General features: G+C 72.4%; 20 protein-coding genes. 14 read left to right on the top strand and 6 right to left on the bottom strand.

Annotated elements, in window-relative coordinates; genetic code table 11:
* Positions 1-328: 328 nt before the first annotated feature.
* Both ACIA6T_RS08835 and ACIA6T_RS08830 read right to left on the bottom strand, forming a co-directional pair.
* On the bottom strand, positions 329-1,309 hold the full coding sequence (locus ACIA6T_RS08835; protein ID WP_399445851.1) for a hypothetical protein: 981 nt from the start codon (positions 1,307-1,309) through the stop codon (positions 329-331).
* Entirely contained in the window at positions 1,306-1,974 is a 669-nt protein-coding gene (locus ACIA6T_RS08830) for a hemerythrin domain-containing protein (protein ID WP_399445850.1), read from the bottom strand. The genes ACIA6T_RS08835 and ACIA6T_RS08830 overlap by 4 nt, the downstream gene beginning before the upstream one ends.
* A 128-nt stretch (positions 1,975-2,102) precedes the next feature.
* On the opposite strand from ACIA6T_RS08830, the gene ACIA6T_RS08825 reads away from it, so the two are divergent.
* The 4 genes from ACIA6T_RS08825 to ACIA6T_RS08810 all read left to right on the top strand — a co-directional run bounded on the left by ACIA6T_RS08825 (position 2,103) and on the right by ACIA6T_RS08810 (position 5,013).
* The gene (locus tag ACIA6T_RS08825; protein WP_399445849.1) at positions 2,103-2,735 is read left to right on the top strand and encodes a TetR family transcriptional regulator; all 633 of its coding nucleotides are present in this window, start codon (positions 2,103-2,105) and stop codon (positions 2,733-2,735) included.
* A 361-nt stretch (positions 2,736-3,096) separates the two neighbouring features.
* Positions 3,097-3,321 (top strand): DUF397 domain-containing protein, encoded by a 225-nt coding sequence (locus ACIA6T_RS08820; RefSeq protein WP_344564267.1) that lies wholly within the window; start codon positions 3,097-3,099, stop codon positions 3,319-3,321.
* An 85-nt stretch (positions 3,322-3,406) separates the two neighbouring features.
* Entirely contained in the window at positions 3,407-3,874 is a 468-nt protein-coding gene (locus ACIA6T_RS08815) for a hypothetical protein (RefSeq protein ID WP_399445848.1), read from the top strand.
* A gap of 125 nt (positions 3,875-3,999) precedes the next feature.
* Positions 4,000-5,013 carry a hypothetical protein gene (locus tag ACIA6T_RS08810; RefSeq protein ID WP_399445847.1) on the top strand — a complete coding sequence of 338 codons (1,014 nt, stop codon included), beginning with the start codon at positions 4,000-4,002 and terminating at the stop codon, positions 5,011-5,013.
* 152 nt (positions 5,014-5,165) lie between these two features.
* Here the strand turns inward: ACIA6T_RS08810 and ACIA6T_RS08805 are convergent, their stop codons facing one another.
* Positions 5,166-6,236: a hypothetical protein gene (locus ACIA6T_RS08805; protein ID WP_399445846.1), complete on the bottom strand. Its 1,071-nt coding sequence runs from the start codon at positions 6,234-6,236 to the stop codon at positions 5,166-5,168.
* A 159-nt stretch (positions 6,237-6,395) separates the two neighbouring features.
* Here ACIA6T_RS08805 and ACIA6T_RS08800 point away from each other — a divergent pair, with 159 nt between their 5' ends.
* Positions 6,396-6,851, top strand: a complete 456-nt coding sequence (locus ACIA6T_RS08800; RefSeq protein ID WP_399445845.1) for a hypothetical protein — start codon at positions 6,396-6,398, stop codon at positions 6,849-6,851.
* Positions 6,852-7,114: 263 nt separating this feature from the next.
* A complete protein-coding gene (locus ACIA6T_RS08795; protein ID WP_399445844.1) occupies positions 7,115-7,420 on the top strand; it encodes a hypothetical protein in 306 nt (101 codons plus the stop codon).
* Between the two features lie 37 nt (positions 7,421-7,457).
* On the opposite strand, the gene ACIA6T_RS08790 is transcribed toward ACIA6T_RS08795, so the two are convergent.
* Complete coding sequence (locus ACIA6T_RS08790) at positions 7,458-7,811, bottom strand: trypco2 family protein (protein ID WP_399445843.1); 354 nt, start codon at positions 7,809-7,811, stop codon at positions 7,458-7,460.
* A gap of 91 nt (positions 7,812-7,902) precedes the next feature.
* On the opposite strand from ACIA6T_RS08790, the gene ACIA6T_RS08785 reads away from it, so the two are divergent.
* The 8 genes from ACIA6T_RS08785 (at position 7,903) to ACIA6T_RS08750 (ending at position 18,087) form a co-directional block, all read left to right on the top strand.
* Entirely contained in the window at positions 7,903-9,225 is a 1,323-nt protein-coding gene (locus tag ACIA6T_RS08785; RefSeq protein WP_399445842.1) for a serine protease, read from the top strand.
* A 46-nt stretch (positions 9,226-9,271) separates the two neighbouring features.
* A complete protein-coding gene (locus ACIA6T_RS08780) occupies positions 9,272-11,581 on the top strand; it encodes a tetratricopeptide repeat protein (RefSeq protein ID WP_399445841.1) in 2,310 nt (769 codons plus the stop codon).
* A gap of 69 nt (positions 11,582-11,650) precedes the next feature.
* A complete protein-coding gene (locus tag ACIA6T_RS08775) occupies positions 11,651-13,045 on the top strand; it encodes a hypothetical protein (RefSeq protein WP_399445840.1) in 1,395 nt (464 codons plus the stop codon).
* Positions 13,042-14,061 (top strand): hypothetical protein, encoded by a 1,020-nt coding sequence (locus ACIA6T_RS08770; protein ID WP_399445839.1) that lies wholly within the window; start codon positions 13,042-13,044, stop codon positions 14,059-14,061. The genes ACIA6T_RS08775 and ACIA6T_RS08770 overlap by 4 nt, the downstream gene beginning before the upstream one ends.
* Positions 14,058-15,323, top strand: coding sequence for an ABC transporter substrate-binding protein (locus tag ACIA6T_RS08765; protein WP_399445838.1), 1,266 nt, complete (start codon positions 14,058-14,060; stop codon positions 15,321-15,323). Before ACIA6T_RS08770 ends, ACIA6T_RS08765 begins: the two co-directional genes overlap by 4 nt.
* Before the next feature lie 427 nt (positions 15,324-15,750).
* Positions 15,751-16,749, top strand: a complete 999-nt coding sequence (locus ACIA6T_RS08760) for a hypothetical protein (RefSeq protein WP_399445837.1) — start codon at positions 15,751-15,753, stop codon at positions 16,747-16,749.
* 207 nt (positions 16,750-16,956) lie between these two features.
* Entirely contained in the window at positions 16,957-17,634 is a 678-nt protein-coding gene (locus ACIA6T_RS08755) for a hypothetical protein (protein ID WP_399445836.1), read from the top strand.
* A 42-nt stretch (positions 17,635-17,676) separates the two neighbouring features.
* Positions 17,677-18,087, top strand: coding sequence for a hypothetical protein (locus tag ACIA6T_RS08750; RefSeq protein ID WP_399445835.1), 411 nt, complete (start codon positions 17,677-17,679; stop codon positions 18,085-18,087).
* Here the strand turns inward: ACIA6T_RS08750 and ACIA6T_RS08745 are convergent.
* Both ACIA6T_RS08745 and ACIA6T_RS08740 read right to left on the bottom strand, forming a co-directional pair.
* The gene (locus ACIA6T_RS08745) at positions 18,074-18,733 is read right to left on the bottom strand and encodes an ABC transporter ATP-binding protein (RefSeq protein WP_399445834.1); all 660 of its coding nucleotides are present in this window, start codon (positions 18,731-18,733) and stop codon (positions 18,074-18,076) included. The two genes, ACIA6T_RS08750 and ACIA6T_RS08745, sit on opposite strands and share 14 nt — an antisense overlap.
* A complete protein-coding gene (locus ACIA6T_RS08740) occupies positions 18,726-19,757 on the bottom strand; it encodes an ABC transporter ATP-binding protein (protein WP_399446064.1) in 1,032 nt (343 codons plus the stop codon). Before ACIA6T_RS08740 ends, ACIA6T_RS08745 begins: the two co-directional genes overlap by 8 nt.
* Between the last annotated feature and the right edge of the window lie 30 nt (positions 19,758-19,787).

The raw sequence follows: 19,787 nt of genomic DNA, 5'->3' as shown, positions 1-19,787 counted from the left end.
GACCACCACCCTGAGATCACGAAGAGCCAGGAGAAACCGTCCGCATCCACCGCTCACCTGCGGAAACACCCGGGCGGCCGTCTCCCCTCCCGCGCACTCCCGCCCACCACGGGCGACGACGGCCGAACCCGGCCGCATCGGACGAACCGGAAGGTGCAGTCATACGGACTCCGGTGACGACGTCGCCCACCTGCCCCACACCCTCGCCGGCCCGCCCGTCGTGCTGGTCGGGCGCCTGCGCTCGGGCCGGGAGCATGCTCCACGCCCCCGGCCCCGCCCGGTCGGGCCGCCGGGGGTCTCGTAATCCTGGGTCACTCCGGAATCCGGGCTACGCGCCGGGGCGGACGCCGGCTGCGAGGTCGTGCAGGTGCGCGGTGGTGCCGTTGCGTCGTGCGCGGCGCAGCCCCTGTTTGGCCAGCAGGCCGTTGGCCACGGTCATGACCGTCCTGCTGGGCGGCGCTGTCATGCCGACCGACGTGTGAGGGGCGTACAACGCCTCTCCGTCGTCGACGGTCAGCCAGCCGGTGGCGGTGCGCATGCTCACGCCGACGCACTGCGGTCGGAACGCGTGGGCAAGGAATCCCGCTCGGCGTCCGCCTGGTGGCAGGAGTTCGGGCGGTGCGCCGAGGCGCAGCCCGGTCTCGTCGTGTCCGGTGACCGTCACCGGGAGGATGACGGGGCTGCCGTCGGCCCCCTCGTACGCCAGCAGGCGATGCGGGAGGGCGGCGATCCGCCGGGCGAGCTGGGAGACGGGTATCCGGGGTGTCGTGCCGTTCTTCGGGGGTCGCTGTTCGGCGGGATGCTGTGGCCAGGACGGGCCGGTCACGGTTGCCGGTCCGTGTGCCGAGAGGTGGGGCCAGGTGCTGATGCGTTCCAGGCCGACGTCGACGAAGACGCGCTCCTGGTGGTATTCGCGCAGCAGCCAGTCCCACACTCTTCCGTGCTTGGTCTTCCCGAAGAACGGCTCCGTGGCGTCCATCAGCTCCGCCAGCCGCTGTGCCGAGGGCTGAAGGTCCACCGATGCCCTGCCCTGGGCGAGGACGTAGTGGCTGTGGGCGGCGAATCCGTGCATGCGCGTGTGATAGGCGAGGGCGACGCGGGGGTTGTTGAAGATGCGTTCCAGTTTCTTCGGGAAACCCAGCGAGGTGGTGAAACTGACCTGGTTGGCCGCCCGGTTCGCGAGCCCCACCGGTGAGACGCTGGTGACCACCGCGCCTCCGGCGGGGGTGAGGTAGGCGACCGCGACGGTCAGGTCGCCCGTGATCGCCTCGTACGCCGTGTCCGGCCAGGCGAGGTGTGTGTCCGTCACGAGCCGATACCTCGCAGCACCCGCAGGTCGGCGGCGGCCTGGTCGCGCAGGGCGGGCAGCAGCGACTTCATCGGCGGCGGCATGTTCACGAATATCGACTCCACCTCGGCCGGTGTGCCCACCTCGTCGAGGAGGCCGATCATCAGATGCCCGGCCACCGGGGGCGTGGTGGCGATGACCCGTTGGGCGAACTCCGCCCACTGCGCGGGCGTGACGTGCGCCCGCAGGGCGGGGAACAGAACCGGTTCCTCGTGGTCCAGGTGGTCGCGCACGCTGTCGCGCACCGCGACGGCCGCCTCGCGCAGTGCGTGCCGGTCGTCTTCGTTCGGATTCTCGCCGTCCTGGTCCTTCGCGCCGGTGAGGCCGATGTCGGCGAGGCGGTCGAGCGCGACGTCCAGACGTTCGTGTTCTTCGCTCAGGTCGTCGAGTGCGCGTTTCACATCGGGCGCCGCGGTCAGGATGAGCGGCCACAGCCATTCGCCCTCGGTCTCGTGGTGGTGACGCAGGTTCACCACGAGGAAGTCCCGTAACTGCGCGAGCGCTTCGCCAGGCACGGAGGGGTGGCCGGCGGCGTCCACGAGCAGCCCGGTGGCCAGTCTGTGTGTCTCATGGGTGAGCCGCGTTTCCACGACGGCTTGTGAGTCACGCCCGGCGTTCATGTCCATGGGGTGCGAAACCTTCGGGTTGAGGGGTGCATGGTGCAGGGTCTTCCCGTCCGGAAGGGAAGTCCTGTTTTGAAGTTACAGCATCTGCAATGAATACGCTTACCCTTACCTCGGGGTAAGGTGGAGACATGTCCGCACCGACCCGGAGTTATCGATCGCCACGGCGTGAGCGGGGCGCGGCTCAGACCCGGCAGGACATCCTGGCGGCCGCGCGTGAGCTTTTCATCGCGCAGGGCTATGCGCAGGTGACGATGGGACACATCGCCCGCGCGGCCGGCGTCGCGACCAAGACGCTGTACGCGAGCGTGGGGACCAAGACGGAGCTCCTGCACGCCCTCCTGGCCACGGACGTGGCGGACTCGCGGACCACCGGGGTCCACGAAGAGGTGTTCCGGAGCGAGGACCTCGCCTCGGCGGTCGCGCGCCTGGCGCACGGCGTCCGCGACAACACCGAACGCTTCGCTCCGTCCATCGACCTGCTCTACTCCTCCATGGCGAGCGACGCCAAAGCGCGGGAGGTGTGGGACTACGTCGTCACGCAGTACCGCCAGGCGCTTCGCGAAGCCGCGGAGCACATGGTCTCCATCGGCGCAGTGGCTCCGCATCTCGACGTGAACGGCGCGGCGGACCGTCTGTGGCTGTGCTTCGGGCTGTCGGCATGGCGATCGCTTGTCGTCGACTGCGGCTGGAGCTACGACGCCGCGGAGCGCCTGCTCTCCCGCCAGGCCCTGAACATGCTCGAGGACCCCGTCCCGGCATAGGCGAGGCGGGCGCTTCCTTCTCGACCCCGACCACGTCCACCCGCCGCCCTTTTCCTCTCCTCCGCACCGCACACCACGACGGCTCCTCACGCCGCCCGCGCCCGCCCCCGGCCTGACGGATCATCAGACGTACCGTCCACTCTTCGTGTCCGTACGCTGACTCACCGTACGGGGTGCCACACTCGTCCCCGCCCCCGTCCGACCGCCACCCTGAGGTCACGGAGAGCCGGGAGAAACCGCCCCCGTCCACCGCTCACCTGCGGAAACGACCGGGCGGCCGTCTCCCCTCCCGTGCACTCCCGCCCACCACGGGCGACGGCGGCCGGACCCGGCCGCGTCGGACGAACTGGAAGGTGCAGTCATGCGGAACGGAACCGACCTCTACGCGCTCGACATCAGCGGGGCCTCGTTCACGAAGGCGTGCGGCGGCCCCTGCACCGAGGGGTGCGTGACCCTGGCCCGGATCGGTGAGGACGCCTGGGCGCTGGGCGACAGCAAGCGGCCGGACGCGCAGCCGCTGCGCTTCACCACCGAGGAGCTGGACGCCGCCGGTATCGACCCGGCGCGCTTCGGCCTCGGCGCCTGACCCTCCCCCTCCCCTCCCCGCCGCCGGCCGGACCGGGTTCCTCCCCGCGTCCGGCCGCCGGCGCTCCTCGCGACGGGAGCAGCACGTGCACCACCACGCCTACCTCTGGACCGGCCCCAAGGCACGCTTCGACGACGAGGCCCTGCGGCGGCCCCCGCACCCCGACCCGCCCCCGGCCGGGAGCAGGCCGGAACTGATCGACCGCTACCGCCAGGTCGCCGCGGAGTTCCGCACGTCGGACCTCCCGCCCCTGGAGACGGCGTACTGGCTCGTCAAGCCCCGCTCACTGGTCCGGGGCACCTGGGACGAGGCGAAGGAGGCGGCGGCCTGGCTCGGCGAGCGGCTGGCCGAGTACACGCCCCGGTTCGCGGCGGAGGCCGACCGGGACACCGCGTGCCTGGCCCGGCTGGTGGACGCCGCCGCCGAACGCCTGCGCGCGGGCGCCGACGTCTCGTACGGCCACTACCTCGAACGCCCCTCGTACCTCACCCTGGCCCTGGTCACGTGCTCCCCCAACCGCGCGCTCCCCGAACTGCCCTGCCCCTGCGCGTAGAGCAGGCCCGGCACTCGCCCCGTCCCGACCGCACGCCTCGGCGTCAACCTCAGGGGATTCCGCCAAACGGGTGATCACGCCTCAAAAGCCGACGAATGTTCTTGCTTCGCGCATAGTTTCACCTCATGCCCAACGTCAGTCACGACACCCTGCACGGCTTCCTGCCGGGACGTCCGAAAGCGCTGAACCGTGCGCTGGACCTCCTGGACCTCGGAATCCCGCCCGGTGTCACCACCGAGACCCTCCCGACGGACGCGTCCGGCGCCCCGAAGATGTTCACCCGGCAGATGGACTCCGTGCTGCGGGTGGTCCGTCCCGACGGGCGTGATCCGTTCATCCTGCTGGTCGAGGCGCAGACCGGCATCGAGACGAAGAAGGAGACCTCCTGGCCGTACTACGTCGCGTACTTGCGTGACCGGTACAAACTCGAGGTCGTCCTGCTGGTCCTGTGCGTGGACACGGCAACGGCGGCATGGGCTGCCAGACCCCTGCACACCGGTCTGGGGCGTCCCACCCAGGTGACGGTGCCACACGTGCTGGGCCCGGCGAACGTCCCGCGTGTGAGCCGGATCCAGGACGCCTCGGCCGACCCGGACTTCGCCGCGTTCTGCCTGTGGATCCACAGCAACGACCCGGACATCGAGGGCATACTGACGGTCATGGGCGAGGCGTTGGCCCAGGACACGGACCGCGAAGCGCGGGACGACCTGGCGGGACTGATCGAGGACGGCTTGGGCAGCGAACACGCCCGGAAAATCTGGAGGAACCTGATGGAAACCCTCTTCACCCCCAGGCGAGGCACCATCGTGGGCGACGCCCGCCTCGCAGGACAGGAAGAAGGACGCGAGGAAGGACGCGTGGCCGGAAAGGCCGAGCAGTTGCTGCGCCTGATGGAACGCCGCGGCTTCTCGCTGACGGAAGAGACCCGACAGCGCGTCACCACCTGCACGGACATGCCGCTCCTGGATCTCTGGTTCGACCGCGCCATCGACGCCACCACCCTCGACGAGATCTTCGCCACCCCCTCCTCCGCGGGCCGCGTCCCCGCCCCCGCCCCCGCCCCCGCCCCCGCCCAGAGCCCGGAACACACCGCGGTCCCCGGCCAAGGGCTGACGGACCCCAGGCCCTCGGCCAACTGACACCAAGGGCGCACACCCGGCCGCACCCCGCTCCGGGGTGCGGCCCGTTCGGTTCACGGCCCGGTCCCCAGCGCCTCGTGAACGCCCGTTCCGGAAGCGCACCGGCTCCTCTCCGCCTCCGCGGAGGAGCCCGCCCGCCCCGGAGCCGACATTCATTGGATCAGGTCGGTGTGCGGGTGCTCGGGGGAGGTCGGGCAGACGTAGAGCTGCATGTTGTCGGCGCTGCCCACTTCCACCCTCGTCGGCTGCGCGGGGGACAGGCCGGCGCGGTGACCGGCGGCGTAGGCGGCCCGGTCCTCGTACGGCGCCCAGCCGCGCGTACCGCTGTCCCATTCGAAGGATGCGATGGTCAGCAGCGGGACCATCCGGGCGTCGCAGACAGCGCAGTACCGGCGGTACGGGTCGGTGCGGCCCCACGGGGGCCAGCCACCGACCTTCCAGCCGGGAGCGTCGGCCAGACTGCCGTCGTAGAACTCCGCCGGATAGTCCGCGTACGAGCTGTCCACGTCCGCACCGGCTTCCTGCCATCGGCTCCAGTCCCCCACCACCTGCCTCAGCTCCTGGCTCAGATCAAGGCTGTTGGGATACTCGGTGATTGCTTCCGGTGCCAGCAGACACGGCTCCGGCACATAGCCCGAGCAGTTCGCCTCATACGGTTCCGGTGGCGTGGCGAGGACATCGACGACCGAGGCGGCGGACCGCCAGAACACCGCGGTCGCGGGCTTCCAGTCCGGCTCGTGGTCGTAGGGACACCAGAGGACCTGGAGCAGATCGGCCTGTCCGGGCGGCCGCAACAGGGGTACGTCGCGCAGATACAACTGGGCCACGGGCAACAGGGGGACCGGGCACTCCGCGGGCCAGGGAGGGCCGGCGTCGAGTCGCTCCGCGAGTCTCGCGGCCTTCTGTGCCATGGCCGCCTCCTCTTCGGGCGTGAACGAGGGGCCATAGGGGTCCTCATGCCGCTGGGCCCGACTGTGCCTGTCGAGCCGCACTTCTGCCGGCGACTGGCGAAACCCGCTGTCACCGTGCAGGTGCGAGTCCTCGCAGTGCGGCCAGGGTTCCTCGGCCGGCCACAGCAACGGTCCCCCGACCGAGCTGTCCCTGACCGAGGGCGACCCCGGCCGGGGATGCAACCGGACGGCAGGCCGCGCCAGCGGAGCCAGCTCGGGAAAGACCGCGCTCACCTCGACAGGCCGCGGCGGAGTCGTACGTACGAAAACCATGCCGGCGATCCTGCCAGCAGCCACCGACAGTCCCCCCGCCACCTCGATACGGTGGGTCCGGGACGCCGTACCGGACGATGAGGGCGGGGCCCGTCGTGCACCTCGCACGACGGGCCCCGAGCCCATGAGCACGAGCGACACACACCTACTGAGGAAGATATGAGCGACACCCCCACCGGGGACGGTCCGGTCGAGGGGATCCCGTCCGACGAGATCCCCTCGCTGCTGTTGCGCATGATCCCCGAATCCGCCGGCCCCATCGCCGAGATGTTCCACGAACCCGCGGAAGCGGCCGTCCTGACCGAGGACGCGGCCGTGACGCTGTACGAACTGCCGGCCGGATGCTTCACCACGCCGGTGCTGATGCCGCAGCTGAGGAGCGACAGCCCGGACACACAGCTGCTCACCCGGTGCTGGGACTTCGTGGAGCGCATCGTGGACCACTCCGCGCAGCACGTCGGCGGTGCCGTCTACTTCGAGGTACTGGATCAACTCCTTCTCGACAGCGGTCTGGTGGAGGCCGCCTGGCCCTACATGAAGGAGCGGACCCGGGCGCGTGCCCTGCTGATGCTCGACGACGCCGACGTTCGCCTGCCCGGAATCAACCGACGGTAACCCGGAGGGCGGGACGACAGGCGCGGTGCGCGGCCGGCGGGGTTCACCACGCCGGCCGCCCGTCGCCTCTCGCACCGAGCAGTCCTCCGACACTTGAGAAACGTTGCGCGGTAGCTCAAGGCTCCGGACGCCCGGCGAAGACGACGCACGTGGTCGGCCAGGGTGTGCCCGGGCACGAGGTCGGCGACGGCCGTGCGAGTGGCACCGGAGCGGTCCACGGACGAACAGCGACTGCCGAGGCCGCCGCGACTGTTCGGATCACGGTGAGCCGGCCCTCCCGCATCGGCTCCCGCCACCAGCCCGCGCTGCGGTTCGCCGGGGCTGTCCCGCACCGTTCCTCACCGGACCACCAGCCGCCGGTGGCCGGTCCGCTCGCCGTCGTCGACGCCGGGCACAGGACCGGGAAGGCCGACGGCCCCCTCAGCACCGGCCTGTACCGGGCACTCGCGCGCACCACCGTGCCCGGTCCGCGCGAGGCGCACCCGGTGTACGCGGCCGGGCACTCCGGCACCGTATGTGATCGGGGGGCCGTCGGTCGCGGGACGCTCGGCCCTCCCGGGACGGGCTGACCGGTGGGCACCGGAAGGCCCGGAACCCCGGCTCGGGTCACCGGTCCCGCAGGAGGGAGCCGTCGTGCGGTCCCGGCAGACGGCGGGCGGCGGTGTCCTCACGCCCGACCTCGTGGTGCCGGCCGTCGGGGCGGGGAAGGGGTTTGAGGGTCACCTCGATGCGGTGGGTGGAGTCGTGGCTCACCGAGGCGCCCAGGCGGGCCTCGACGACGCCCAGGCGCAGGCCCGCGCCGCCCTCGCCGGCCCGGTGGAACTGCACCGAGAACTCCAGGCTGACCTGCTCCACGTGGAACCTCCAGTCGCTCTCCGCGCCCTCCGCCTGGGCCCGCGCCAGCTCCGCGCGCACCGTGCCGATGGCCTCCGCCAGACCGATCGGTTCCGCATTCGTCATGTCAACACACCGCCACTTTCGGCTGATTGACCGATCCACCCTGCTCACAAGTCTAGGGACGCCCCGCCCTTTGCACGTAGTGTGAGACGGCATGGGGGAACTGCGTGCGGACTGGAGACTCAGGCTGCGGCGCGAGGACGCGCACGGCCCCGTGTGCGGCGCCGGCGTGCTCGTCGACCAGTACACGGCGCTGACCTGCGCGCACGTGGTGCGCCGGCCGGACGCCGTCATGTGGCTGGAGTTCGCCGAGAACGGCGGGCTCGAACCGGTCGCCGCGCGGGTCATGCCCGGTGGCTGGCTGGCGGAGGGCGCCGGTGGCGAGGACGTCGCCGTGCTGCGGCTGGACAGTCCTCGTCCGCAGGCTCGCCGTGCTCCGCTGGAGACCGGGCTGTGGGGCGGCATGGAGGTGTACGCGACCGGTTACGCGGAGGGCTTCGACGACGGCATGAGCCTGTGGGGGCGGATCGGTGGCGCCAGCGGTGAGCGGGTGCAGCTCGACGCCGTCACCAGGTCGGAGGTGGTGCGCGCCGGGTTCAGCGGCGCCGGCGTGTGCACCCGGCCCGAGGAGGGCCGGCCCGCCCGGGTGGTGGGCATCGTCGTCAGCTGGCGCGGGGACCTGGGAGCGGCTCTGCCCGAGGACAACCGGCTCTCCTTCTCGTATCTGATCCCCGTCGGGCGTATCGCCGAACTATCGCCGCTCATCAAGGAGTTGAGCAGTCCGGGCGCCTGGGACCACGGCTTCGAGGAGCGGTTGTCCCGGTGGTTCGACGATCCGGACGAGGACCCGGTGAAGATCACCGTGGTATCTCCGGGAAGTGGCAAGGACCGGTCGCTGCGTCATCTGCTGCACCGTGCCCATGTCGCCCATCGTGGCGGCGCCAGCAGGCCCGATCTCATCGACCACGCCCTGGACCAGGTCACCTTCCCGGCCGGTGAGTACCTGGCGTACTGGGACTGGCTGCGCGGCGCCAAGGCCCGGCCCGCGCGGGCGGCCGACCGTGTGCCCGTACGGCCGGTCACGGTCCTCGTCGACGGGCTCGACGAGGAGCCGCAGCCGGGTCCCCTCATCGAGATCCTGGCCCGATTACGGGCGTTCGGCTTCCGGTTGCTGCTCGTCTTCCGCCACGAGGGCGGGCCCGGCTGGGCCGCGTCCCGCGACCTCCTCCTGCGGCCCGCGCTCCTCCACCACGCGGACGCCCTGCTCGACCGCTTGCAGCGCGCGGAGTTCAGCCGGGCGATACGCCGCGACATCGTCGACAGCGCCTCCCTGAGCTCCGTGACCGAGACCGCCGACCGGCACCGCGCCACCCGCCGCCTGCTCGACGACGTACGGGACCCGCAACAGCAACTCACCCGGCTGCGCGCGCTGATCAGGACCCTGCGCGCCGACCTGGGACGCTGCGGGGACCGGTGACACCGTGCACCGTCCGGGCCGGGCGGGGAAGGAGGAGCACGCGAGGATGACGACCTGCCCGCACCGGCGTTTCACCGGGACCCCCTGCGGTGGCGCCGTACTGCCCACCGGCTACTGCGCCGTCTGCGGTCGCGCGCAGGACGGCCCCGGGCTGCCCGCCCTGCCGGAGGACCCCCGGGAACTCGGCCCCCGCGAACTCCTCGCGCTCCCCGAACGCGAGCCGCGCCCCGCCGAGGAGCGCCTCGTCCGGCCCGAGGCACCGCCGCGCATCCGCATGGGCTGCTCGTCCGCCGACTGCGGCATCACCTTCGCCCCGCCCTACACCGAGGGCCCGGTGCCGATCGAGGGGTTCTGCCCGGCGTGCGGCGAGCGCTACTCGTACCGGCCCGAACTCGTCGAGGGCGACCTGCTGCGCGACCAGTACCGGGTCATGGGACCCATCGCGCACGGCGGCCAGGGCTGGGTCTACCTCGCCGAGGACACCCACCTCGGTGACGTCGTCGCCGTCAAGGGACTGCTCAACCGGTACGAGCACGACGGCGCCCGCCTCGCCGACGTCGAGCGCCGCAACCTCGTCGCCATCCGTCACCCCCGCATCGTCCAGATCCGCGACTTCGTCGCCCGCCGGGACGACACCGGTCAGGTCACCGGCGGCTACATCGTCATGGACGACGTCGGTGACGGCACCCTCGCGAAGGTCGCCGAGGAGGTCCGGCGCGGGGAGTCCGTCCTCGACATCGAGCACGTCGCGGCGTACGGCTGCCAGATCCTCGAAGCCTTCGTCCATCTGCACGCCGACGGCGGCCGGGTCTTCGTGTACGGGGACATGAAGCCCTCCAACGTCGTGCACCACCGGGACGGCATCAAGGTCATCGACCTCGGCGGGATGCGCGAACAGGGCCAGAGCCTGCTGCCCGCCCATGTCACGCCCGGCTACATGGCACCCGAGGCGGGGACGTCCGCCGTGCCCACCGTCGCCCACGACCTGCACACCGTCGGCGTCACCCTGCGGGAACTCGCCCGCTGGGCCGTCGCCGACGTACCCGGCCTCGGCACCGCCGCCTTCGACCGGGTCGTCGACCGGGCCGTACGGACCGACCCGTACCGCCGTTTCTCCGACGCCCGCGAGATGGTCGGCCAACTGCGCGGCGCCCTGCGGGAGATCCGCGCGCTGCGCGGCAAGAGCGATCCGCCGGAGCCCTCCGACCACTTCCGGCCGTCCACCCGGCTGCCGGGCGCCCGGCTCGGCACGGTGCCGGACATCGGACACTGGCTGGACCGGCCCCGCCGCGACCGGTACCAGCCGCCCGTGGCACCGATCCTCGACCTCGGCACACCCACCCCCACCGAGATCGCCGCCTGTCTGCCGGTGCCCAGGCCGTATCCGGGCGATCCGCAGGCCACACGGTTCGAGGTGAGCAGCGGCTACGACCCGGGCCGGCTCCTGGAGCAGGAGGGCGAGAAGCCGCCCTCGGTGGAGATCCTCCTGCACAACGTGCGCGTCCTGCTGGGCCGGAACACCCTCGACGACCTGCGGCGGGCCGAGGAGGAACTCGACACGGCCGACTCCGTCCCGGGGCCGCCCGCCGTGCGCCGGTGGCGGCTGGAGTGGCACCGCGCCCTGCTCGCGCTGTGCAGCGCCGACCTCGACGACGACCCCCGGCAGGTCGCCGAGGCCCGCCGCCACTTCACCCGGGCCCACCTCGAACTGCCCGGCGAGTACGCGCCCAAACTGGCCCTCGCCCACTGCGCGGAGTGGCTCGGCGACGACACCGCCGAGCCCACGGCCAAGGAACTGTACGAGGCGGTGTTCGCCCGCAACCCCGCGCACGGCGGCGCCGCCCTCGGCCTGGCCAGGCTCGCGCTCCGCGCACGCGACCGCCGGGCCGCCATCGACGTGCTCGGCCGGGTCCGGCAGGGCACGCTGGACCACACCGTCGCCCGGATCGCCGCCTTGCGCATCCGCGCGGCCCGGCTGCCCGGAGACGGTGATCCGCTGCCCCTGCCCGCCGAGGTCGACGCGGCGCTGGCCGAACTGCACGGCCTGGTGGGCCGGCGTCCGGGCGACGGGGAACCGAGCCTGTCCGAGGACGAGGCGCTGCGCCTGCGCACCGAACTCCACGAGTGGAAACTGGACGCGGTGCACAGCCTCAGCGACCGTCCCGGCTCCCCGGGAGGGGGCGCCGGACGGCTCACCGCCCGCGCCCTGCGCCGGCTGAGCGCGCCGGAGCGCGCGTCGCGCGAGCGGCTGGAGTCGCTCTACCGGCGGCTGGCGGCACACCACCAGGAGCCGGCCGCCGCCCATGAACACCTGGTGGACCTCATGCACGCGGTACGGCCGCAGACCGTGTTCTGACCGCACGGCACGACGGAACGGAGCAGCACCCGGCGACGAAGGTGCAGGAAAGGAGCGGTGACGTACGACATGAGCAGCCCCACCCGGCCGCCGCAGCCGGGCATCCGACTCCGCGTCGACCTCGGCGGTGATCCGCGCCCGCACCGCAGCGCGAAGATCGAGGCGCATCTGCGGGTCGACGTGGCCGCCGACGGCGCCCCCACCGACCTGCCCGCGGTCCAGCTCGCGGTGATCATCGCGGTGGACGTCGCCGAGTCCAACCGGGCGGCCGTCCGGCACGCCCTGCCGGCGGCGCTGCGCGCCCTGCCCGACCGGATCTCCTTCGCCGTGCTCGGCAGCGGCCCCGAGCCGGTCCGGTGCTATCCGCGGGGCGACGACGAGTGGGCCGTCGCCGACCAGGGCGCAAGGCGCCGGGCCGCCTTCGTCGCGGGTTCGCTCCCGCTGCACCGGGAGGGGCCGCGTCCCGCGGGGTACGCCGCCTGGGTGGCCGGGGCGCGCTCCCTGCTCGCCGGCCGGCCGGTGTCCGTACGCCACCTGGTGCTGATCACCGACGGCAGCAGCGCCGCCGCCACCGCCGAGGACCGGCTGGAGGAGGAACTGGACTCCTGTGCCGGTCGGTTCACTTGTGATGTGTTCGCCGTGGGCTCGGACTGGACCCCCGATCCCCTGCTCGCCCTCGCCGAACGGCTGCACGGGACGGCCGAGTTCGTGGACGACGGGCTCGGCCGTGCGATCACCGCCGCCATCCAGCGGCTGCGCCGGGTGCACACTCCCCAGCTGCCGATCGAGGTGACCGTACGGCCCTCCGTGCGCCAGGTCTCGCTCAGCGAGAAGGCGCCCCGGCCGCACCGTCTCGGCGGTCTGCCCGAGCGCGGCCGGCCGCACTGCTGGAGCTTCCCGACCTACCAGTGGGAGCAGGGCGGACGCGACTACCTGCTCACCCTGGTCGCCGACTCCGACGGCGACCCGCTGGAGACCGAGCTGCAGTTCGCCATGGTCTCCATCGGTGACGTCCACGCGCCCGTCACCGCCCGCTGGCACCTCCCCGAGCAGTCACCGCCGCACGCCCCGGCGGGCGCCGACAGCGTGCGCACCCTCAACGCCACCGCCAGGATGCGGAGCGCCCTGCGCCAAGGACTGGTGGCTCTGGGGGAACACCGGCGCGACACCGCGGAGGACCGTCTGGGGCAGGCCGCCCGGCTGGCGGTGCGGTTCGGCACGGACTGGGTGCTGGACGAGATCCGCGCGGTCGCCCACATCGAGGACGCGGCCGGGGGGCGGGTCCGGCTGCGCGCCGTCGACGCCGGCACCCTCGGCCCGATGATCCTGCGCGCCGGGTCCCGTCCCGGCGGCCCCCTGGCCGACGCCGTCGGCGCCCGGCCGGGTCCGGGCTGCGGCGACTGCGGCGCCCCGGCGGGGAGCGAGGCCCGTTACTGCGTCGCGTGCGGGAAGAGGCTGCTGTGACGGCCGGACGCGCCGCCTCCCGGCGCCGGTACTCCCCCGCCGCGTTCTGGCGCGGGCGCCTGGGCTCCTGGCGGACCCGCCGGCTGCTGGAGGCGCATCTGCTGGTGCTGTTCCTGCTCACGGCCGTGGCGTCGACCGCCCTGTTCCTCTCCAGCCGTCAGGTCCAGCACGGTGCCGAGGCACTGGCGTCCCGCGAGGCGCCGGCCGTGCAGGGGCTGGCCGCCAGCCGGCTCGCGGCCCTGCGCGCCCAGGAGGAGGTCGACCACCTGGTGGAGAGGAACCTCATCGGCGTCGTGGGCTCGGGCGAGGTCTACCGGTCCCAGCTCTCGGCCGCCGACCAGGGCCTGTCCCGGATCGCCGACCGCACGGACCAGGACCTCGGCACGGTCAAGGGTCTGCTCGCCACCTACAGCGACTCCCTCGCCCTCGGCACGTCCCTCTACCGTGACCAGCCCCTCATGCGGGAACTGAGGCTCCAGGAGGCCGAGTCGCTGCTCACCCGCGACACGGTGGGAGTCGCACCGCGTCTGAAGGTCCTGCAGCGCACCCAGTTGGAGCACGCCGAGTCCACGGCCGCCATGGGGTGGTGGCAGCGCGCCGGGTGGTGGATCGCCGAACTCGCCCTGGTCTCGGTGGCCTTGACCCTCCTCTCGGCGCTGTTCGTGCTGCGCGACCGCTGCGGCCGTGACTGGAATCCGTATCTGCTCGCGGCCTTCGTCCTCACCGTGCTGCTCGCGGTGGTCCCGCTGATGACGGCGTACTCCACCCAGGACGATCTCGCCGGGGCGCTCGCGGATCTGCGGCGGATCACCGAGGAGTCCTGGGGGAACGGCCCGCCGGACGAGGCACAGCGGCACGTCACGGAGATGTCGGAGAAGGTCCGGCTGCGACTGGCCGGCGGCGCGTGGACCGAATCGGTGTACCGGGGTGCTCTCGTCGGGAGCCTGCTGGCCGTCGTCCTGCCCGCGCTGGGGCTCGGTCTGCGGCTCGACCACGACTACTGGAGACGACGGTGACCCGGCGGTTCAGGATGCTGGTGTTCGTGGTGGTCATGCTGCTGATCGCCGCCGTCGGCATGGTGGTGGTCTGGGCGCGGCACGACGACGAGGAGCCGGTGACCATCCTCGGGACCTGGACGGCCGGGCAGGCGGAGCAGTTCGAGGACGTACTGCGGGGTTTCGGCATCCCCTTCCGCTACCAGGGCACCGCGGCCCAGCGGGAGGTGCTGCTCTCCAAGGTGCAGTCGGGTGAGCCCCCGGACATCGTGATCATGCCGGGCCTCGGCGAACTCGCCGAGTACGCCGAGAGCGGCCTCCTGAAGCCGCTGGACGAGTTCTACGAGCCGCGGGAGTACGGCACTCCCTGGATGTCGGCCGGTTCGTCCTCCGGGCATGTGTACTGGGTGCCGGTCAAGGCGGACCTGAAGAGCATCGTCTGGTACCGCCAGGGTCAGGAGCCGGGTGATTCACCTGCCCCGCTGAGGAGTTGGTGCATCGGCATGGGGGACGACGGCGCCTCCGGCTGGCCCGGCACCGACTGGATCGAGGACCTCGTGCTGCAACGGGAGGGCCCGGAGGTCTACGAGAAGTGGGCGCTGGGCACGGGCGAGGCGAAGTGGTGGCGAAGTGATCCGGTACGCACCGCCTGGGAGGCCTGGGCCGATCTGCTGCGGCAGGACGAGCGCGCGGCCAAGAGGGCCCTGCTCACCGATCACCGCGGCGACCCGGGCGGCCACGGTCTGCTGTTCGACGACCCGGACGGGTGCGCCCTGGAGCACCAGGGTTCCTTCGCGCTCTCCTTCTACCGGTCCGACGCGAAGCACGCGCGCCTGGCGGACTCCGCTCCGCTCCTGCCCGGCGGCGGCCGGGTCCGGGCCCACGAGGTGACCGGCGACTTCGCGGCGCTGTTCAGCGACCGCCCCGAGGCGCAGGAGCTGATCGAACGGCTGGCTTCGAAGGAGGGCCAGCGGGAATGGGCCGACCGGGCGGACGTCTTCTCGGCGAACCGTCAGGTGAAGCCGCGGGGCGACGCGGTCAAGGGCGAGATCGCCCGGCGGCTCCGTGAAGGGCCCCGCTGCCTGGACGCCTCGGACGTCATGGCACCCGCCGTGCGGGACGCCTTCTACGAGGCCGTACTGCTGACCATCGCACGGGCCGCCGGCGGCCAGGACCCCGACGTTCCGGGCCTCCTCCAGGACGTGCAGCGGGTGCAGGACGCGCAGTCCACGCCGGGGGACGGCGGCAGAGCGGCTCCGAAGACGGTGTGCAGTACGCGGTGAGCGGCGGGTGGCGCCTCCCGCGTGCGGCACGACGGCCGGTTCCGCCCGGCAGACACCGGGCGGAACCGGCCCCTGGAGGACCAGCCGGGGCCCGGCGGGAGGACGTGGCGGGCTCCCCTGCGGACGGGGACCCGCCGGGGCCCGGCAGGAGGACGTGGCGGGCTCCCCGCGGGCGGGGACCCGCCGGGATCCGGGTGATCTCGCCCACGTGGATCCCAGCAGCCACCGAACAGCCCCTGTCCTCACCGGAGATGTGATGACGGCCATACACCCCTGACCGGTACAACCTTTTGGGACGTCGGCCCGTCTTCTCGGTGACCACTTCGGTCGCGTTCACGAGGAGACCGTCATTTCCGCCATACGCAAGACCCTCACCGCCACCGCCGTCGCCACCGCCGTCCTGGCGGGTTCCGCCGCCTGCGGCACCGTGGAGAACCTGTCCGCGGGACAGAAGCTCGACCAGGCCTTCGAGAAGCTCGGCAAGGAGCGCTCGCTCTCCTTCGAGCTGGACCTGGACACCGACGCCGCGTCGCTGAAGGCGCTGGACGCCGGGTCGGCGCCCGAGGACGCGATGCCCGAAGAGGTCGCCGAACTGCTCAGCGACGCGCGGATCTCCCTGTCGGTGCAGTCCAAGAAGCCGTTCGAGGAGTCCGGTGAGAAGGACTTCGACGGCATGGCGCTGAAGTTCAGTGGTCCGGACGGCGGCCTGTTCGAGTACCGGATGGTCGGCGACTACACCTACCTCCGTGCCGACCTGGACGCGATCGGGCGGATGAGCGGCAGCCCCATGCCGTCGGCCGACGAACTGCCCGACAGCGCGGGCGCGTTCAAGAAGCTCCTCGCCGGCGAGTGGCTCAAGGTCGCGACGAAGGACCTGGAGGAGACCAGCGAGCAGATGTCGGGAGCGGAGGGCGCCGAGGCCGAGGAGCCCTCGGCGGAGCCCACGCTCGACGCCAAGACGCAGAAGAAGCTCACCAAGGCACTGCGGCAGGTCATCGCCAAGGAGGTCGACTTCAAGACCTCCGACGGGTCGGACGGCACCGAGCACATCAAGGCCACGGCGCCCTTCCGCACGCTGATGACCGAGCTGTCCGACGAACTGGCTCCGTTGGCGAAGGAACTGCCGCCGGGCGCCGAGCTGCCGACGGCCAAGGACTTCAAGGACGCGCCGAACGAGAAGGTCACGGCCGACTTCACGCTGAAGAACGGCGAGCTGACCGAGGTCTCCATCGACCTGGCCAAGCTGGCGGAGAAGGCGAAGGTCAAGAAGTTCGCGCTGGTGCTGCGCCTGGGCGGGGGCGAGAAGGCCACGGCCCCGGCGAACGCCACCGAGGTGAACATCGACGAGATCATGGAGGGCTTCTTCGGCGGCTTCGCGGCAGGGGCGCTCGGCGAGGAGGAGCTCATGGAGGGCACCGAGGGCTGATCCACAGGCCCGTGGCGGGGCGCCGTCCTCCCTGAGGGGGAGGACGGCGCCCCGTCTCGTGCGAGCGCGCGATGACCAGACCGCTCGCCCCGTACAACGTCCGAGTTCATCCGGTGAGTTGACGCGAAAGCCGATCAACCGGCCTTCACGTCTTCTACACTTCAGGGCGCGCACAGAGCACACAACGGGGGCTGCGGGGGGCGAGGCGTGCCGGGGGACGACCAGAACCACAATGCCAGGGTCGACGCACGGGATGGCAACTCCATCTTCCAGGCCCTCGGCGACATCAACATACGCGTCTCGAAACGGGCCGGGTTCGTGAGTGTGCTCGCCGCCGCCGTCGGCGCGGTCGCTCTGTACGCCTTCGTCCTCGACGGAACCGAGCAGCGTTCCGGTCTTGATCCGCAGGCACAGCGCTCCGGTGCGGGCGGCTTCGGAAGCACCGCCACCGAGGACCCTCCCGAGGCGGCGGCCGGGAGCGGGAGCCACGAACCGCGACAAGCGCCCGCCGAGCAGTGGCGGGGCGCGTTGAAGCTCGGCCTCGACAGCTCCAAGGAACTGGACTCCGACCCGCCCGGCACCGCGGGCCTCTTCGGCGGCGGTGACATCAGCCTCGGGCTCCTCGACTCGTGGCAGGTCACGACGGGCATCGGGAGGACGGTGGCGCAGTGGACGGAGGACGGGAGGACCCCGGGCCACGCGGACTGCGCCGAGGCGGCGGACGCCGGTTCGAGCACCGCGCCGGCGAGGCCGGGCGCCGTGCTGTGCGTGCGGACCGACGAAGGGCGCGTCGCCCGGCTGGTGGTGACGAAGGTCTCGGAGGGCATGCTCACTTCCATCGAGATGGACGCCGTCGTCTGGGAGCCGTCCGCCGACGCGACGTGACGCGCACGGCATGACCGACACGACCGGAACAGGGGAGACAGCGTGGATCCAGTGGTAGTGGCGGCCGGGACCGCCCTGGTGAGTGCGATGGCGACCGACGCCTGGCAGCAGGCGCGTACCTCGGTGGTCGACCTGTGGCGGCGGGTGCACCCCGCACGGGTCACCGCGATCGAGGAGGAACTGGACGAGGTGCGCGAGGAGGTCCTCGCGGCGCGCGGCGCCGCCGACACCGACGCGGAGACCGGGCTCGCCCAGGACTGGCAGCGGAAGCTCCAGCGGCTGGTGAACAACGATCCGGGGCTGGCACGGGAGCTGCAACGCGTGCTGGATCAGGAGCTGGCTCCCCTCCTGCCGCAGCGGAGTGGTCCGTCCGGCCCCGGCACGGTGACGGCGACGGTACAGGCCAGGGACAACAACACCATCATTCAGGGGCGCGACATCACCATCCGGTGACCGTCCTCCAGTCGGCCGTACGGTCGCACCAGCGGTTCAGGAGGGTCCGGTCGTGGCCCACGGCCAGCAGGCCCGCGCCGGTCGAGGTGCGGTAGGCCTCGACGACCCCGACCAGTGCGGCCGTGGTCGACGCGTCCAGCATGGCCGTCATCTCGTCGCAGATCAGCCAGCGGGGGCGCAGCACCAGCGCGCGGGCGAGGCAGGCGCGCTGGAGCTGGCCGTCGCTGACCTCGTGGGGGCGGCGGGTGAGCAGGTCGGGGGTCAGGCCGACGGTTCCGGCGAGTTCGGCCACCCGGTCGGGGACGGACGAGCGGCGGCCCGTGGCGCGCAGGGGTTCCGCTATCAGGTCGGTGAGGCGCAGACGCGGGTCGGCGGAGAGACGGGGCTGCTGGAAGACGACGCCGACGGCGGTGCGCAGTTCGCGCGGGGCGCGGTGACGCCAGCGGTGTACGGGGGTGCCGTCGAGGACGACTTCCCCGGCGTCCGGGCGGTGGAGGAGGGCGGCGACCCTCGCCAGGGTGGACTTGCCGCAGCCGCTGGGGCCGAGCAGGCCGACGGACTCCCCGGGGGTGACGCTGAGGGTGGCGTCCCGTACGGCGGGGGCCCGTCGGTCGTATCCGGCGGTGATGGAGCGCAGTTCAAGCACGGATGTCCTCGGGGGTGGGTGCCGGGGCCGGGTGGTGGCAGGCGACCGACCCGGTGAAGGACGGGAGGGTCGTGCAGGTGTCCGTGGCGCGGTCGCAACGGGGCGCGAAGGCGCAGCCGTCGGGGAGGGCGCCGAGTTCGGGGGGCAGTCCGGGTATGGGGGTGAAGGACCGGTCCGGGAGAGCCTGCAACAGGCCTCGGCTGTAGGGGTGGCGGGGCCCCGGCGTGCCGAAGAAGGCGCTTGCTCCGGTCAGTTCGACGATGCGGCCCGCGTACATGACCGCCACCCGGTCGGCGATGCGTTCCGCCGCCGCGAGGTCGTGGGTGATCATCAGGAGCGCCCGGTCGCCGTCGGCGTCGACATGGCGGCGCAGTTCGTCGACGGTGCGGTCCACCAGGTCGCGGTCCAGGCCGGTGGTGGGTTCGTCGGCCAGCAGGAGGGGTGCCCCGCCCACCAGGGCGAGGGCGGTGGCGGCGCGCTGGGCCAGGCCGCCGGAGAGTTCGTGGGGGTGGCGGTCGAGGTGGCCCGGCGGGAACCCGGCGCGTTCGGCGGCCTGTTCGGCCGCCGTGCGCAGGGCCGTGCGGCCCCGGACGCCGGTGAGCTGGGCGACCGCCTCCTCCAGTTGGGAGCGGATGGTGCGTACGGGGGTGAGGTGGGCGGCCGGGCTCTGCGGGATGAGGCCGATGCGGCGGCCCCGCACGGTGCGGGCGAGGGTGCGTTCGTCGGCGGTCAGCAGGTCCAGGTCGCCGAGGTGGGCGTGGCCCGCGGTCTGGGCGTTGGCGGGGAGCAGGCCGAGGAGGGCGGAGGCGAGGACGGACTTGCCGCAGCCGCTCTCGCCGATCAGGGCGAGGCATTCGCCGGGCGCCACGTCGAAGCGGGCGTCGGTGACGGCGGCGATCCGGCGCCCGCCCGGCAGCAGGAAGCGTACGGACAGGCCGCGCACCGACAGCACGGGAGGTCGCCCGGTCGTCGCGGCGCCGGTGGACGGCGGCGGGAGACTCCCGGCCGTCGCCGCATGCGGGATCGCCGCATCCTCCACCGACGGTGCGGCAGG

Source organism: Streptomyces sp. NPDC051740, from assembly GCF_044453165.1.
GTDB classification, from domain to species: Bacteria; Actinomycetota; Actinomycetes; order Streptomycetales; family Streptomycetaceae; genus Streptomyces; species Streptomyces atrovirens.
Note: the sequence above shows the minus strand (reverse complement) of the source record. Positions and strands in the feature narration are given on the sequence as shown.